The organism is Bradyrhizobium sp. AZCC 2289 (genome assembly GCF_036924615.1).
GTDB lineage: Bacteria > Pseudomonadota > Alphaproteobacteria > Rhizobiales > Xanthobacteraceae > Bradyrhizobium.
The window spans coordinates 3,286,025-3,301,733 of the sequence record NZ_JAZHRY010000001.1 but is presented as its reverse complement, the minus strand read 5'-3'; the positions used below and the strand labels follow the sequence as shown (position 1 = coordinate 3,301,733).

Here is a 15,709-nt window from a genome sequence, read left to right as displayed (position 1 = left end):
AACAGGATAAGTAGGAAAACTCGTCGCAGCAAATCTAAGAAGGAGTAAAGCGAACCTTACGGTAGGGACGCGAAGTAAGTGGAATGGAAGAGCTCACAGATCAATTTGGAGCAGCCCGATTTATCGATCTCGATGATCCTCGAACTTTCGATCACCGTTGAGCGAGCGAGGAGCAGGACGATGACAGATGCGCAAATCGGCGTCGGGATTATCGGCGTCGAACCCGGCCGGAGCTGGAGCGCCGTGGCGCACATTCCGGCCCTGAGGTCGCTCCCGCAATACAGGCTCGCCGCGCTCAGCACGAGGCGTCAGGAAAGCGCCGATGCGGCGGCCCGCGCTTTCGGGGTCGAGCACTCCTTCGACAATCATCAGGCCCTCGTCTCGCACCCGGAGGTCGATCTGGTGGTCGTCTCGGTCAAGGTGCCACATCACTTCGAGCTGGTCTCTGCGGCCATCGCGGCGGGGAAGTCCGTCTATAGCGAATGGCCGTTGGGAAAAGGGCTGGACGAGGCGATCCGCATGGTGGATCTGGCGCGGGGAAAGCCGCTCAGCACGAGTGTGGGTCTGCAGGCGCGCTTCTCGCCCGTGATCAGGTACGTGCGCGACCTGATCGCCGAGGGTCACATCGGAGAGGTTCTCTCCAGCACCCTGATCGGCAAGGGACTTGACTGGGGCGCGGCCATCCCGCCCGAGCGCGTCCATGTGCTCGATCGCAGAAACGGCGCGACGGTGCTCACAGTCCCTTTCATCCACGCGATCGAGGGGCTTTGCTACGCGCTCGGCGAGATCACGGAGGTCCAGGCTCTGACCGCCCAGCGCCGCCCCCATAGCACGGTTGCCGGATCCGGCGAGATCCAGCCCATGGATGCCGACGATCAGGTGGTCGTGGCAGGGCGCCTCGAAACTGGAGCCGTCTTATCGGTACATGTTCGCGGGGGCGAGGAGGGGACCGGGCTGATGTGGGAGATCAATGGCACCAAAGGGGATCTGAAGATCACCGGGAACGTCGGATTCCCTCAGATCGTCGACCTCGAACTCTTCCGCGCCGCCGGACCTTACGGCGAGTTCAAGAAGATCGAGGTCCTGTCCAGCTATCGGACGGTGTCATCGGACCTGCCGGGTCCGGCGGTGAACATAGCCGAGCTCTATGCGGTGTTCGCTGAAGACATGCGCAATGGGACCCAGCATTGTCCCGGATTTGACCATGCGGTGACCCGTCAAGAGTTCGTCGAGGCGGTGACGGAGTCTGCGGCCACTGGACGGCGGGTGAGCGTGTCGAGCTTCGGGGCCGGCGGCCATGAGCCATCGGTTTGCCCTCGTCCTCAGGCGGCGTCCGATCAGGCGCCGAAATAGCGGGCCCGCTCGCCGCCGCGGCTGCCGGCGCAATCGCCTGTCGGCCCAAGCGCTTCACTGGTCGCCACTTGCCACGTCCTGTGGACGAAGTGGATTTCCAAATCGGCTGCTCGCTCATTCAAGGGCTTCGACGCGGATTCGGCCGCCACAGCCAGGCTGGACAGGCGCCAGGGTCACACAGCTCGGCGTGCCGGGGGCACTCTCGCAATGTCAGCCGTAGCAGTCACCCGGCCCATGCGGCTCAAAAAACAGGAGAATCTTGGATGAAAGCGTATCGAATTTATTCCGGCAGAAAGCAGGATGCACTCGAGCTCGAGCACACGGTTTCAAACCCGACAGCGCGCGAGGTCCGGGTGCGCGTGCGCGCGGTATCCCTCAATTATCGCGACCTATTGATTGCCTGGGGCCAATACCCGATCCCGAGCGATCCACCGCCCATCGCCGTTGCTGATGGTGCGGGCGAGGTGATCGCGGTCGGCCCACAGGTGACTCGCTTCAAAGTCGGCGACCACGTGGCCATCCCCTACTACCCCGATTGGATTGATAGCGAGCCGACGCCCGAAAGTGTTCATAGGTGCCGGGCGCCACCATCGACGGCATGCTGGCCGAGGAAATCGTCGTCCCCGAGGACATGCTGATTTCCGTTCCCTCCTGGCTAGAGTTCACCGAGGCGGCGACCCTCCCGTGTGCGGGCGTCACGGCGTGGAACGCTCTCTTCGTCGGGGGCGCCGCTAAACCCGGCAACACCGTGCTGCTTCTGGGAACCGGGGGAATCTCGATATGGGCACTACAACTGGCCAAAGCCGCGGGACTGCGCACCATCATCACCTCCTCCCGTGATGAGAAGCTCGAACGTGCGCGCTCCCTCGGAGCGGATCACACGATCAACTATCGCCGCAATCCCGAATGGCAGGAGGAGGTGCTGCGGATCACCGGCGGACGGGGCGTCGATGTCGTCGTCGAAGTCGGCGGCGACGGAACTCTGGGTCGTTCAGTCGCCTCCATACGCCCCGGTGGCACGGTTGCCATCGTTGGCGGCGTCGGCGGCTGGGCAACTAAGATCGAGATTCAGCCGATCCTGTTTCGAGCCGCGCGCCTGATGGGCATTTTCGTCGGCAGCCGCGCGATGTTCGAGGATCTGAATCGGTTCGTCACCGCCGCGAAGATTCGGCCGACGATCGACCGGATCTTCAGCTTCGATCAGGCGCGCGAGGCCTACGCGTACCTGGAATCGGCCAACCACTTCGGCAAGGTCGTGATCAAGGTCGGCGACTGAGCGCGATCCAACTCGAGTCCGCATCATCCGGCACGCGGTTGTCCACCGCGTGCGCTGCCGACGCTGACAAAAAGATCTGCCATACCGTCATGAGGAGTGATCCAATGAAGAAGTCAGGCGTCAAACCGCACCAAGTCGACGAACAGGTGTCTGATGCGAACATGAGCCGCCGCCATCTCATTCAAGGCGCATTGCTCTCGACAGTCGCTGCGTCCGCGCCGGTCGAGGCCGCCGAACAGTCCGCGCACCAGGGCGGTGATCCGAAAGCTCAGGTAGAGGCGATTGAACGCAAGCTGATGTGGCTGTACAGCAACGATCTCCCGAGGCATGTCAATGAGATCATGGAGTACTTCGACGACACGCCGGAGATGCTCCAGTTCGATGTCATGAGTCCCCGAGAGTTCAAGGGCACCGCTTTCCGCAAGCATTTCAACGAAGTGGCGATGTTCTCGGCGAACATCAAGGTCGACATCATGGACATGCAGACGCACGCGGACAATCATCTGGCATTCGTCTCAAGCCTGCAACGCACCTACGGAACGGATCCGAAGGGCAAGCCTTTCGAGTTTACGATTCGCGTCACCGATTGCTTCCGGAAGGTCAATGGCAAATGGAAGATCGTGCACCAGCACGTATCCTTCCCGATCGATAGCATGGAAAGCGGCAAAGCCGATTTTCAGTCCAAGCTTTGAGAATGGGAGCTATGGCGCTTCTATACTATTCCGGGCAACCCTCGCGATGGCTTTTGCCAGCGGCCGGAGGTTCTCTTGTCGAGGTCCCGTCCAGCTACCGCACGGTGTCATCGGACCTGCCGGGGCCGGCGGTGAACATCGCCGATCTCTATGCGGGGTTCGCCGAGGACATGCGAAATGGGACCCATCATTGTCCCAGATTTGACCACGCGGTGACCCGTCACGAGCTCGTCGATGCGGTGGTGGAGTCTGCGGCCAGGTCTCAGCGCGAGGCATCGCGCGCGCAGCGTCTTAAATCGATCTTCAATTGCTTGAGATCGGCGATGCGCTGATCGATGCGCCGCTCCATATCTTGCGCAGCGGCAGTTGCTCGGCGATTTCCTCGAGGTTGAAGCCGGCGCTCTACGCGAGCGTGATGTAATAGATGACCCGGTGAAAGGTCGCTTTGCTGTAGCGGCACTGGCTCCCGCTCGTCTCGCGTTCGGACGTGATCAGGCCGAGCTTCTCGTAGTAACGCAGCGACGATGCCGGCACGGAGGTGCGCTCGGACATCTCGCGGATGTAGATCAGCTCATCGGATGCCATCAAATCTGCATAGTCCATGAATCTTCCCACCGATCGCGAGCGAAACGCAGTCCAGGACGTGTGCACGCAATGGACTGCGTCACCACAATCGTCAGTAGCAGAAAAGGGCACCGGTGCCTAAAGCTTCCTCTTGCAATTTCTTGAAGTTGAAGTTAACTTCAGGATCCGATCTACCGCCAAGCCGAGAGGGCGCTCGTGCCGTACCGCCATTACTTGCTCACGCCGCTGCGTGCGGGGCTTTCCGCCATTGCCATGGTGGTCATGGCCACCGTAATCACCGCTTGCAGCAACAGCCAGGCGGAAGCCCCGCTGCCTCCGCCGCCTGAGGTCGATGCCGCCCAGGTCGTGACCAAATCCGTGCGCCAGTGGGACGAATTTACCGGGCGGATCGCGGCCATCGGTGCGGTCGACATACGTCCGCGCGTCAGCGGCTATATCGACCGCATCGCCTTCAAGGAGGGCGACATGGTCAACGCGGGCGATCTTCTGTTCGTGATTGATCCGCGTCCCTACCGCGCCACCTATGCCAGCGCGGTGGCCCAGCTCGAACGCGCCCGCGCATCGGCGCAGCTCGCGGAGGCGCAGCACAAGCGCGCGGAATCGCTGGTCAAGACCGACGCGATCTCGATCGACACCTACGACACGCGCAGCGCCGCGCTGGGACAGACCAGCGCCGACGTGCATGCGGCTGAAGCGGCGCTGGCCACCGCCAAGCTCAATCTCGACTTCACCGAGGTGCGTTCGCCGATCGCCGGCAGAGTCAGCCGCGCGCTGCTGACGCTCGGCAACCTCGTCCAGGCCGACCAGACCTTGCTCACCAGTGTCGTCTCGCAGGACCCGGTCTATGTCTACTTCCAGCCGGACGAGCAGTCCTTCCTGCGCTATCGCGAGCTCGCCCGCAAGGGCGAACGCGCCAACTCGGACAATCCAGTGCGCGTGGGCCTCGCCAGCGAATCCGGCTTTCCGCATTCGGGCACGATGAACTTCGTCAACAACCAGGTCGATGCGGCGACCGGTACGATCAACGTACGCGCGACGGTGCCGAACCCTGACGGCGTGTTCGTGCCCGGCCTCTATGCGCGCGTGCAACTCGAAGGCCGCGCCGAGTACATGGCGGTGTTGATCGACGACAAGGCCATCATGACCGATCAGGACCGCAAATACGTCTATGTCCTTGGACCGGAAGACAAGGCCAAGCGCAAGGACATCATGCTTGGCAGCGTCCATGACGGCTTGCGGGTCGTGAAGTCCGGACTCGATGCGAACGACAAGGTCATTATCGCCGGTCTCCAGAAGATCTTCGCACCGGACACCAAGGTCAAACCAAACCTGGTTGCGATGAGCGCGCGGCCCCAGTCGTAACCCGTAAGGAGATGCATCCTTGAACTTCTTCTCCAGGTTCTTCATCGATCGCCCGATCTTCGCGGCGGTGCTGTCGATCGTGATCTTCGTCGCCGGTGCGATCGCGATCCCGCTATTGCCGATCAGCGAGTATCCCGACGTCGTTCCGCCGACCGTCGTCGTGCAGGCGACCTATCCGGGCGCCAATCCCAAGGTCATCGCCGAGACCGTGTCTTCTCCGCTGGAGGAGCAGATCAACGGCGTCGAGAACATGATGTACATGAAGTCGGTAGCCGGCTCCGACGGCGTGCTGCAGATGACGATCACCTTCGCCCCCGGCACCGATCCGAACAAGGCGCAGGTGGACGTGCAGAATCGCGTTTCCCAGGCGCTGTCGCGCCTGCCGTCGGAAGTGGTCAGCCTCGGGGTGACCACGCAGAAGCAGTCGCCGGCCTTCCTCACGTTGATCACGCTGATCTCGGACGACAAGTATGATCCGCTTTACCTGCGCAACTACGCCAACATCCGGGTCAAGGACCAGCTCGCGCGCATTCCCGGCGTCGGCCAGATACGGATGTTCGGTGGCGGCGACTATGCGATGCGTATCTGGCTCGGTCCGGACAAGATCGCTTCGCGCGGCATGACCGCGGGCGACGTGGTGCGCGCCATCCAGGAGCAGAACATCCAGGTCTCGGCTGGCCAGCTCGGCGCCGAACCGATCAAGGGCGGCACCGATTTCCTGATTGCGATCAACGCACAGGGCCGCTTGCGCACGGCGGAGGAGTTCGGCGAGATCGTGCTGAAAACCGGCTCGAGCGGCGAGGTCGTGCGGCTTTCGGACGTCGCGCGCATCGAGCTTGGCGCCAGCGACTACACCCTGCGTGGCCAGCTCGACCATTACAACACGTCTATCATCGGCGTGTTTCAGGCGCCCGGCGCCAACGCGCTGGCGACGCGGGACGCGGTGATCGCGAAGATGGACGAGCTCGCCAGGCAGTTCCCGCCCGGCGTGAGCTACCGATCGGATTATGATGCCACGATCTTCGTGCGAGAATCGATCGCGGCCGTCATCCACACGCTGTTTGAGGCGATCGCGCTGGTCGTGCTGGTGGTGATCCTGTTCCTGCAGACCTGGCGCGCCTCGATCATTCCATTGATCGCCGTGCCGGTGTCGGTTGTCGGCACCTTCGCTGTTCTCTATCTGCTCGGCTTTTCCATTAACACGCTCTCGCTGTTCGGCCTGGTGCTCGCGATCGGCATTGTGGTCGATGATGCGATTGTGGTCGTCGAGAACGTCGAGCGTAACATCGAGGAAGGTCGCACGCCGCTTGAGGCCGCGCACCAGGCAATGGCCGAAGTATCCGGGCCGATCGTCGCGATCGCGCTCGTGCTGTGCGCGGTGTTCGTACCGATGGCGTTCCTGACCGGCGTCACCGGCACCTTCTACAAGCAGTTCGCAGTGACGATCGCGATCTCGACCGTGATCTCGGCGATCAATTCGCTGACCTTGTCGCCGGCGCTCGCCGCCAAATTGCTGCATTCGCACGACGCGCCGAAGGATGTGCTTTCGCGCCTGATCGAACGCTTGCTCGGCTGGTTCTTCCGGCCGTTCAACCGCTTCTTCAAGGCGAGCTCGGACAGCTACGAGGGGGCCGTTTCGCGCACGCTCGGCCGACGCGGTGTGGTATTCATGGTCTATGTCGTCCTGCTGGCTGGCACCGGGGTGATGTTCAACGTCGTGCCGCGTGGCTTCATTCCGACCCAGGACAAGCTCTATCTGATCGCCGGCGTGAAGTTGCCGGAGGGTTCCTCGCTGGAGCGCACCGATGCCGTGCTGCAAAGGATGAAGGACATCGCGCTCGGGACGGACGGTGTCGCCCACGTGATCGGTCTGACTGGTTTCAACCCCACACAGCAGACCAATACGCCGAACTATGCTGTTGCCTTTCCGATCCTGAAGCCGTTCAACGAGCGCCACGTCAGCGCCAAGGAGATCGCCGCCGACATCCACGCCAAGATCGCCCAGATCAAGGAAGGCTTTGCCTTCGTGCTGAACCCGCCGCCGGTCCTCGGCCTCGGCCAAGGCGCGGGCTATTCGTTGTTTGTCGAAGACCGCGCGGGCGCGGGCTTCGGCGCGCTCCAGCAAGCGGCCAACACCCTGCAATCTGCGGTGGTGAAGACGCCAGGCATGGGCTTTCCTTTCGTTGGCTACCAGTCCAACGTGCCACAACTCGATATCCAGGTTGATCGCGTCAAGGCCAAGGCGCAGGGCGTGGCGCTGACCAACCTGTTCGAGACACTCCAGGTCTATCTCGGCTCGTCCTATGTCAACGACTTCAACCTGTTCGGCCGCACCTGGCGCGTCTATGCGCAGGCCGATGGCGACTTCCGCAAGCGGGTGGAGGACATCGCTAACCTGAAGACGCGAAACGACAAGGGCGAGATGGTCCCGATCGGCTCCATGGTGAAGGTCAGTCAGACTTACGGCCCCGACCCGGTGTTGCGCTATAACGGCTATCCGGCGGCCGACTTCATCGGCGAAGCTAACCCGGCCATGCTGTCTTCGGCGCAGGCGATGGGCACGATGGCCGAGCTCGCAAGGCGGGTGTTACCCAACGGCATGACAATCGAATGGACCGACCTCAGCTTCCAGGAAGCCACCCAGGGCAACGCCGCCCTGCTGGTGTTCCCGGTCGCGGTTCTGCTTGCCTTCCTGGTGCTGGCGGCGCTCTATGAGAGCTGGGTACTCCCGCTCGCGGTGATCCTGATCGTTCCGATGTGCATGCTCTCGGCGTTGGCCGGGGTGAAGCTCTATGGCAGCGACAACAACACCTTCGTCCAGGTCGGGCTTGTCGTGCTGATGGGTCTCGCTTGCAAGAACGCGATCCTGATCGTCGAGTTTGCGCGCGAACTCGAATTCCAAGGCGAGGGCATCGTCGAGGCCGCGCTGCAAGCCTGCCGGCTGCGGCTGCGGCCCATCGTGATGACTTCTGTGGCCTTCATCGCCGGCACGATCCCGCTGGTGCTCTCACATGGCGCCGGCGCCGAGGTGCGCTCGGCGACCGGCGTCACCGTGTTCGCCGGCATGATCGGGGTTACTCTGTTCGGCCTGTTCCTGACGCCGGTGTTCTATGTTGGCTTGCGCAAGCTGTCCGGGCGCAAGCTGATCCAGCACGGCGCGGCCAGTCTCTCGCACGAGTGAAGCCGACAAGCGCGTGGCGTATATTCATCGGAGCTCGAGAGACAATCGTCGTCGACCTCGCGCAGCACGTAGTCGAGCGCATTGCGCAGGAACTGCGCATAACAGAACTACCAGAATGAGATTTTCAACGTGTTTGCGTCAATATGATGGACCGAATTTCATCGGTTAAAGCGGAGCACTGGGGGCATGCCGAGATACTTCTTCAACATTTGTGATGGGCACTCGCACCAAGACAAGGACGGCGAGGAAATGCAGGACGATCAGACTGCGTGGCGCGGCGCGACCGAACTCGCGCGAAGCATTCAAGAGGCCCTCCTGCCGGGAGAGCGATGGAGCTTAGAAGTCCTCGACGGGGAGGCGCCTGTTTTTCGGATTGAGGTATCTACCCAGAAGTTTCGGTAACCCAACGGACGGCAATAGATCATCAGCGCGTGTTGGCCATCATCTTGCGAGCGCGACCCTCGCGCGCAGCTTCAAGGGCTAATCTGGACGATCCGCAAGAGTTAGAGCCGCAAGCACCGGGTCGTCGCCAATTCGAGTGGACCATCCGCCGCGCGTTATCGATGCTATCGTGGGCGTTTTGCGCGATGACGGGGTGGACGCCGGCTGTCTCGCAGAGCCAGATCGTCGGTATCGGTCTGGTGCAGGGCGCGGGTCTGGGCTTCCTTTTCGTGCCGCTTAGCTCGACGGGCTTGGCCACATTATCCCCAAAAGACCGCACAGAAGGGGCTGGCGTCTACAACCTAGCCCGCAATATCGGTTCGAGCGTGGGTATTTCTGTGGTGAATGCTCTACTGACCAGGAATATCCAGATAAACCACGCCGAGATCGTGAGGCATGTCACGGCCGTGAACCGGGCTTTCGATCTTCCGGCAATATCGCAATTCTGGAATCCGGTGACCGACGCCGGGCGAGCCGCACTCGACTCGCTGATCACCACGCAGGCCGAAATCATCGCATACATCGACGACTACAAGCTGTTGATGATTGCGACCCTCGCTGTGTTCCCGCTGCTCCTCGTTTTCAAGAAGGCTGATGGTGGCGGAGGAGGCCACGCGGTAGAACTATGAGCAACGGGTGCTCGGACAATTCGATGCGCCAGATGGCCCAGTGTATTGAAGACTATGAATTGACCGGAAACTGCAAGACTATTGCGCTGGTCGCTCGTGACGGCTCCCAATGACTAGCTGAGCTGCCTGGGATTCTATTCTGCAAAATCCCATCTGATGGCACGCACCGCGCTGGCGGTAAAATAGTCAGTCGCACGAAAGTGCGCCGGCGCGAAAGCTCCCTCTTGCTTTTTATCTTAAGTTGAAGCTAACTTCAAAAGATAAAGGAAGCTTCGATGATGGAGGCGGCGATGTTGTCAGTACCGATGACAGCTCTGATCCCGGGCCTTCGGCTTTTAATAACTTTGGTGGTGTGCTCGGCTTTTCTGGCGCTAGCGGAAGCGATAGCGGAGGCGGCTCGGGCCCGACGTGGCTCGGCGTGAACGGCAATTTGCGATGACGCACGACGTCACCTGCCGCGCGGCTTCGCCCTGAGAGGAATGCGCTTGCCCGGACGTTCACGGTGCAGCACCTACTTGGCCACTCCGCTGTGATGGAGCGCGGGCTCGCAAGAAGGAGTACGAGTTGATCCTTTGAAGGGACAAAAATGATATCGCTCGACTTGAGGCAACTTGAGTACTTTGTTGCTCTGGCGGATACCGGCACCATATCCAGTGCGGCATCGCGAATTGGTATAGCGCAGCCCTCGTTGTCGGAGGCGCTCGCAAGATTGGAGCACCAACTGGATGTGCAACTCGTCCTACGCGGCGCTCGCGGGACGCAGCTGACCGAGGCCGGTGCCGTACTCGCAAAGTATGGTCGCGAGATCTTGAAGAACATCGATGCCACCCTGGAGAAAGTGCGCCATGAAGGCGGCGATGCACGAGGTCTCGTTGCGATCGGTTTGCCGCAGGGCATTGCGTCGGTTCTCACTGTCCCATTGGCCGAGACGGTCCAAGTCGAGCTTCCTTTGGTCAAGCTGCGGATCAGCGAAGGAGGGGCGGGCCATTTGTTGGAATGGCTCGCTTCGGGCAAAATCGATTTTGCAATACTTTATTATGGGTTCGATAACACCGACTTCGATGTGCAGCCTTTGCTAGAGGAGGAGCTCTTCCTTGTATCCGCCGTAGACAATTGGCCGCCGGCGGATAAGCGGACTGGTCTCGGACAGTCGATCGAATTCAAGGACCTCAAGGAGATTCCTCTGGTTCTGCCAAGCCCGCTGCAGTGCCCGTTAGTCGATCAGCTTGCGCGATCGAACTCGATTCAGCTCGACATCAAGGTCGAGATGGAATCACTTCAGCAAACTGCATTGATGGTGTCCCGTGCGAGCGCCTACACCATCATGAGCCATGCTGCCGCAATTGATTACGTTGCAACACAGCAGCTGCTCTTGGTGCCGATCGTCAACCCTGGAATTCGAGTGACCGCCCACATTGTTCGGAAGAGAAACCGATCGGTGACACGAGCGAGCTTGTCGGTTCAGCGGCTAATCCCGGTCATTCTGAAAGAGATGATTACTAGACACGGATTGAACGCAAGGCTCGTGGACTGAGCCTTAGCGGAAGGCGCGACCGTGATAATCGGAGCTCTCAGTTCCGGTACGCTGGCCCCCTGGACTTGTCCGGTGAGTTTTCCGTGCCCGTCGGACGAAAAATGTCCGATTTCGTCGAGCGTGGATGGATCGTGTGGCAAGGACAAGTCTCTCGAGGGTAGCTGCGGATCATGTCGCGCATCACCCTAACGCTCTCTTGCGAGCTTGCCGGACGGTGTGGATCTCCGACGACCGTAGGTCAGGAGCATCACAGCCAGCGTTACGTCAATCTGCGACGTTGCTGAGGCGGTATATATGATCGGAACAACACAACGGCGGCTGAACGCGGCAACTGCGTGGGATCTGAAGCTGCTTAGGGTTCAAGGGCCGACGATCAGGACGGCCCCTTGCACCAATCAGGATAAGAAAGCGGCGACCAACAAGGTGGCCGCGATTGCCCATAGCGTTGCGGTCGCGATCGTCGCGACCATCACTGTTCCGCGTTCGGGCGTCATTGTAAGCGCCCTGGGCGCCAAGCCTGTTCTGCCACCATGAGTAACCAGTTGCGGTTCTCCTCGCGGCGGGTCTCGAGGCGTTCAACGCATTTTTTTGAACAGAGGGGAGTTCGCCAGGAATAGTGTCGGATGAGACCGAACGGTCCGTCACAGATCGCGCAGCGCTTTGGCGCAGCGTACCGTCTATTTTGAAAGCTGTTGAGCATTTCTGTCTCCTCAGGTCTTCGCGTGAGTCCTAATTGTCATTCCTTCCCTTGCACTTCGTTCATCCCGATGCTGCCGGGTTGGGCATAGGCATTGGCTGATGAATTTCCGGTTAATGTTGTCGTACAGGGCATAGAAGCGGTAGCCGGCTTCTGCCTTCGCTTACCAAGGCTCCACCTATGTGCTGGCGCCGATCTACGACTGGACTGGCTTTTATATCCGCGGCCATATTGGCGGCGCGTTCGAGACTTACGACATCGGAAACGGCTTCGTGAGCTCGGGCGACCGCTCGATCTCAATTTTGGTCGGTAATAAATGGGGCTGTTCACAGCGATCGTCGATCGGAAATGTGCGCCGCCTCTCATAATCAGGACTTCCCGATCAAGAATGCCTAGACCATCGGCATGCTCACCTTCTACGTGCTTCTGATTGGGCTTGGCGTGGCGAGGGGCGATCTGCGACGACGGTCGGGGGTTGCAATTTTTGAGCGTGCCCGAGCTCGCGGCCATCACGCTCGCGACAGCACTCTCTCGCTTCGTCAGCCACTCATGGTTTGAAGCGGCGGGCAAGATCGGATCGCCTGAATATGCACGTGTACAGTACTTGTTTTGCGCTGGCGCGATCGCCGTCATGGTATTGTTGGCGGTGCGGAATTTCTGGCGAGCGTCCCTGTTGATTGCACTCTTCGGGACGGCCCTGCAGGTCTTTGTGGCCTATATGTTTGGAGCTGCAATGGTGCTCTGGTCGGGCGTCGCCGTGATTGCGCTTCTGCTCGGGGGGCTTTTCGTCAGCGGGATCACAAGCAACGCGCACGATCTACATCAATCGGGAAAGCCACGGCTGAGGGTGGTGGTCGTACCGTCCGCAGTCCTAGTTTCGCTATCGAGCGTTGACGAGACATTCCTTGGAAGCCAGACGATTCGAGAATTATACCGCGACACCATCTCGAAGACTTATCTGGAAATAAGATGCCCGACTGGTCCCGACGGTATGCGATAAGTATGTTAACGTCTGCAGGTCCGAGCGCTTAATCTACGACAACGCACCCATCGGCTCGATTGTGGGCCTGGTCCGACGGGATGCCGAAGCCGCCACAGCACGCATAAAGAAAGCTCCGCCATCTCTGAGCGGAATTTGGTAAGGCTCGCAAGCCATAGGTCTTACCTATATCTAACCGCGGCGCGGTGGCGGGCCTCTTGCGCAACTAGTGGTTTGGGATAGATTTGACAGTCGGGAAGTTTTGGCACCGATGACCGACCGTAACCTCTTTTCAGTCTATGAAGTGGCTCGCGCCGTCGCCCAGATGGGCACTGCCGCGATCGGGCTGCAGAACTTCGCCACCCGGATCATCGACCATGTCAACGCCGGTGGGCAGCTCGATGAGCAGAGCTTGGTCGAACTCGGCGCGGCCTGCATCGGCAACATCAAGAACGGCCTCGTTGAGGGGGGGGGCATCGAAGACGCGGAGACCATGCGGCTCGCGCTCGACACGCTGCAGAAATTCCTCGACGGAGTGATTCGCCGGTAGGCCGGGCCTCCCGCGGCGGTTTAGGCGCGACGAAACCAAGGATCCGCCAGCGAACCAATCACGACTGCGCCGACTGCACGATGGTGATGGCTATCGGACGCAAGGATGAGTATCTCATGGAGGTCGATGTTCGACCGGCGCGTTCGACAAGGGGGAGATCGAATTGGAGTTTCTAGAGGGTGCTGCGCGACGTCCACAAGAATGCGCCTTTGACGCCCAAAGGGCGAGAGGCGATGGTGCGAAGCGGCCTTTGCTGCTGTGCTGTTTACACTCTGGTTTGCTCTACTCGCTAAGATTGCTTATCGAATGAGGCTCGTCAGTGGGCGCGAGCGTCAGAAGCATGCAATTTCGCCGACTTAGCCTCAACAAGATTTAAATGGAGTCAAGAAGTCTCATGCGCTACCTGCTGCCCATCTTTCTCGCAATTCCCGTCCTGGTCGGCTTTGTATCCGGTTTGACCGCCGCTCCGCGAGACCGTTCGAGATATATGCCGTCGGCTCCACCAGACCTTTATTGCCTTCAAGGGCGTATTGGGGCTATCCGGGCAATTGCCAGTTCTCGACCTATAGCGAGTGCGCGGTCACCGCATCGGGCACAGATGCGTATTGCGGCGCCAATCCAATTTACGCTCTCAAGCCACGTGGACGGCAATCGCGCTGATGGGTTTGCAAATCGGCAAGAGCGGGTTGGCGAATGCAAGGTGAGTGCGCCTTCAGATCTCAATCGTGTTCACGCATCCGCCCACTTCGACCGACCCAGATCGATAGTGCGGAAAAGGGGAACCGCATAGAATTGGCTAGACCGCGAGACGAATTCAAAAATTGAAAAGGCTCCTCCGTCCAAGATTACGATGACAAGCAAATATCTCCTGGACACAAAATCAGATCAGCTCGTGAACTTAGCGAGCCGGAAAAGGGTTTGGTGGAGGCATGCCGAATTGCGCTGTGAATAGGCGTGGAATAAGACCCCCGTTTTCGGGGTGATCGGCTTCCAATCGGAACCCCGCGGACGTTGGGGCGACATTGGCTTCCAAGGGGACCATGGGGGCCAGGATTGGGATGCTGGTAGTGGAGACGATCGCAAAGATCCGCCGCCTATTTCGTACAGAAGAAGCCGATCAAGGCGATCTGCCGAGAGCTGAACCTGTCGCGGAAGGTCGTACGGAAGGTGATCCGGTCGGAGGCGACGGAGTTCAAGTACCGTCGCGGGAATCAGCCGCAGCCGAAGATCGGCCCCTGGCGTGACCAGCTCGACGCTCTGCTGCTCGCCAACGAGAGCAAGGCTTCGCGCGAGCGGCTGACGCTGATGCGGATCTTCGAGGATCTGCGCGCTCTCGGCTATGACGGGCGTTACGACGCGGTCCGGCGCTATGCGAAGACCTGGCGTCAGGCGCGAGGAGCGGCGACGGCGCAAGCCTATATGCCGCTGAGCTTCGCGCCGGGCGAGGCCTACCAGTTCGACTGGAGCCACGAGATCGTGCTGCTGAACGGCGTGACCACCAAGGTGAAGGTCGCGCATGTCCGGCTCTGCCATAGCCGGATGCTGTTCGTGCGCGCCTATCCACGCGAGAGCCAGGAGATGGTGTTCGACGCGCATGACCGGGCGTTCGCCTTCTTCAAGGGCACTGACCCGTCCGTTTGTGTGTTCCTGAAGGACCCAGCAGAATGGCCGCAAATGCCAAAAAAGCATTTCGGCCGACAAGCGCACCCGCCCCCGAACGAGACGGCTGGCGTGTTCGTTATTGTTGATGGGCAAGTTTAGCTCGTCCAAGATTTTGGACCGCTCAGCGTACGGCCATGACAGCCGGCTGTCCGAAGTCTACGAAAATTCCGCGAACATCGTGGCCGCAGTCCGAGAAAATTCGAACGCAGGATGTCGAGTCGATTATAAGAAGATCGTGACGGTTTTTCAGGCAAGGACAGTTGCGCCGTGACGCCCGCAGGGACCTTGCTCCAACGGCTGTGACAGCCGCATCTTGGCTCCGCCTTTGATCGTCATAGGCTTAACCTTGATGGGGGCGCAGTTCGATCGTTTATAATTGACCCAGTGGGCATTTGAAGTTGAACTCATAGTTGGTCACTGCGGATATGGCGACGTCTTGCGGTGTATGACCTAAAGAACGGCCGATCATGGAAGAGGCAGACCAAGGACGGTTCGTCAGTGCAGTTTCGCGACGTTCGCGACAAGCTTGCGCTCGGCCGCTCTAGCTGCAGGCCGAACCGAGGGCGAAGAATGTCTCCTACGATAGTCCACCAGCTGACGGCCTTCGTCGCGCAGAGAGGGCGGTTGACGAGCCGAAGGGCAGCGCGGGCATCGAGGCGCTCAACAGCAAGGGAGGCGTCCTCGGCCGCCCGATCGCTCTCGAAACGAAGGCGTCCGCGCGTATGACCAATTTAAGGACCGCAGCCATTCGGGTCAAGCGTGAGGGTG

General features: G+C 60.2%; 15 protein-coding genes and 2 pseudogenes. 16 read left to right on the top strand and 1 reads right to left on the bottom strand.

Translation table 11 applies throughout. The features are described 5' to 3' along the window. Positions 1–78: 78 nt before the first annotated feature. The 5 genes from V1289_RS15900 (at position 79) to V1289_RS15880 (ending at position 3,653) form a co-directional block, all read left to right on the top strand. Positions 79–1,353 (top strand): Gfo/Idh/MocA family protein, encoded by a 1,275-nt coding sequence (locus V1289_RS15900; RefSeq protein WP_334397786.1) that lies wholly within the window; start codon positions 79–81, stop codon positions 1,351–1,353. Between the two features lie 263 nt (positions 1,354–1,616). Then, positions 1,617–1,991, top strand: a complete 375-nt coding sequence (locus V1289_RS15895; RefSeq protein WP_334397785.1) for an alcohol dehydrogenase catalytic domain-containing protein — start codon at positions 1,617–1,619, stop codon at positions 1,989–1,991. After that, positions 1,928–2,629: a zinc-dependent alcohol dehydrogenase family protein gene (locus tag V1289_RS15890; protein ID WP_334397784.1), complete on the top strand. Its 702-nt coding sequence runs from the start codon at positions 1,928–1,930 to the stop codon at positions 2,627–2,629. Before V1289_RS15895 ends, V1289_RS15890 begins: the two co-directional genes overlap by 64 nt. A gap of 104 nt (positions 2,630–2,733) precedes the next feature. After that, entirely contained in the window at positions 2,734–3,321 is a 588-nt protein-coding gene (locus V1289_RS15885) for a YybH family protein (RefSeq protein ID WP_334397783.1), read from the top strand. Positions 3,322–3,452: 131 nt separating this feature from the next. Then, the gene (locus V1289_RS15880) at positions 3,453–3,653 is read left to right on the top strand and encodes a hypothetical protein (RefSeq protein ID WP_334397782.1); all 201 of its coding nucleotides are present in this window, start codon (positions 3,453–3,455) and stop codon (positions 3,651–3,653) included. A 70-nt stretch (positions 3,654–3,723) separates the two neighbouring features. Here V1289_RS15880 and V1289_RS15875 read toward each other — a convergent pair whose 3' ends face one another. After that, positions 3,724–3,924 (bottom strand): MerR family DNA-binding transcriptional regulator, encoded by a 201-nt coding sequence (locus tag V1289_RS15875; RefSeq protein WP_334397781.1) that lies wholly within the window; start codon positions 3,922–3,924, stop codon positions 3,724–3,726. 177 nt (positions 3,925–4,101) lie between these two features. Here V1289_RS15875 and V1289_RS15870 point away from each other — a divergent pair, with 177 nt between their 5' ends. The 11 genes and pseudogenes from V1289_RS15870 to istA form a co-directional block, all read left to right on the top strand. Continuing rightward, on the top strand, positions 4,102–5,268 hold the full coding sequence (locus V1289_RS15870) for an efflux RND transporter periplasmic adaptor subunit (RefSeq protein WP_334397780.1): 1,167 nt from the start codon (positions 4,102–4,104) through the stop codon (positions 5,266–5,268). Positions 5,269–5,287: 19 nt separating this feature from the next. Further along, entirely contained in the window at positions 5,288–8,449 is a 3,162-nt protein-coding gene (locus V1289_RS15865; protein WP_334397779.1) for an efflux RND transporter permease subunit, read from the top strand. 186 nt (positions 8,450–8,635) lie between these two features. Continuing rightward, entirely contained in the window at positions 8,636–8,851 is a 216-nt protein-coding gene (locus V1289_RS49740) for a DUF6894 family protein (RefSeq protein ID WP_442896014.1), read from the top strand. 29 nt (positions 8,852–8,880) lie between these two features. Then, entirely contained in the window at positions 8,881–9,519 is a 639-nt protein-coding gene (locus tag V1289_RS15860) for a hypothetical protein (RefSeq protein ID WP_334397778.1), read from the top strand. A gap of 586 nt (positions 9,520–10,105) precedes the next feature. Further along, positions 10,106–11,053 carry a LysR family transcriptional regulator gene (locus V1289_RS15855; RefSeq protein ID WP_334397777.1) on the top strand — a complete coding sequence of 316 codons (948 nt, stop codon included), beginning with the start codon at positions 10,106–10,108 and terminating at the stop codon, positions 11,051–11,053. 294 nt (positions 11,054–11,347) lie between these two features. Further along, positions 11,348–11,587 carry a hypothetical protein gene (locus tag V1289_RS15850; RefSeq protein ID WP_334397776.1) on the top strand — a complete coding sequence of 80 codons (240 nt, stop codon included), beginning with the start codon at positions 11,348–11,350 and terminating at the stop codon, positions 11,585–11,587. A gap of 345 nt (positions 11,588–11,932) precedes the next feature. Further along, a complete protein-coding gene (locus tag V1289_RS15845; RefSeq protein WP_334397775.1) occupies positions 11,933–12,118 on the top strand; it encodes a hypothetical protein in 186 nt (61 codons plus the stop codon). Positions 12,119–12,234: 116 nt separating this feature from the next. Further along, the gene (locus V1289_RS15840; protein ID WP_334397774.1) at positions 12,235–12,750 is read left to right on the top strand and encodes a hypothetical protein; all 516 of its coding nucleotides are present in this window, start codon (positions 12,235–12,237) and stop codon (positions 12,748–12,750) included. A gap of 250 nt (positions 12,751–13,000) precedes the next feature. Next, entirely contained in the window at positions 13,001–13,279 is a 279-nt protein-coding gene (locus V1289_RS15835) for a hypothetical protein (RefSeq protein ID WP_334397773.1), read from the top strand. 394 nt (positions 13,280–13,673) lie between these two features. After that, positions 13,674–13,939, top strand: a pseudogene (locus V1289_RS15830) (DUF3551 domain-containing protein). A 398-nt stretch (positions 13,940–14,337) separates the two neighbouring features. After that, a pseudogene (gene istA, locus V1289_RS15825) lies at positions 14,338–14,905 on the top strand (IS21 family transposase); the annotation flags it as partial. Positions 14,906–15,709 lie beyond the last annotated feature (804 nt).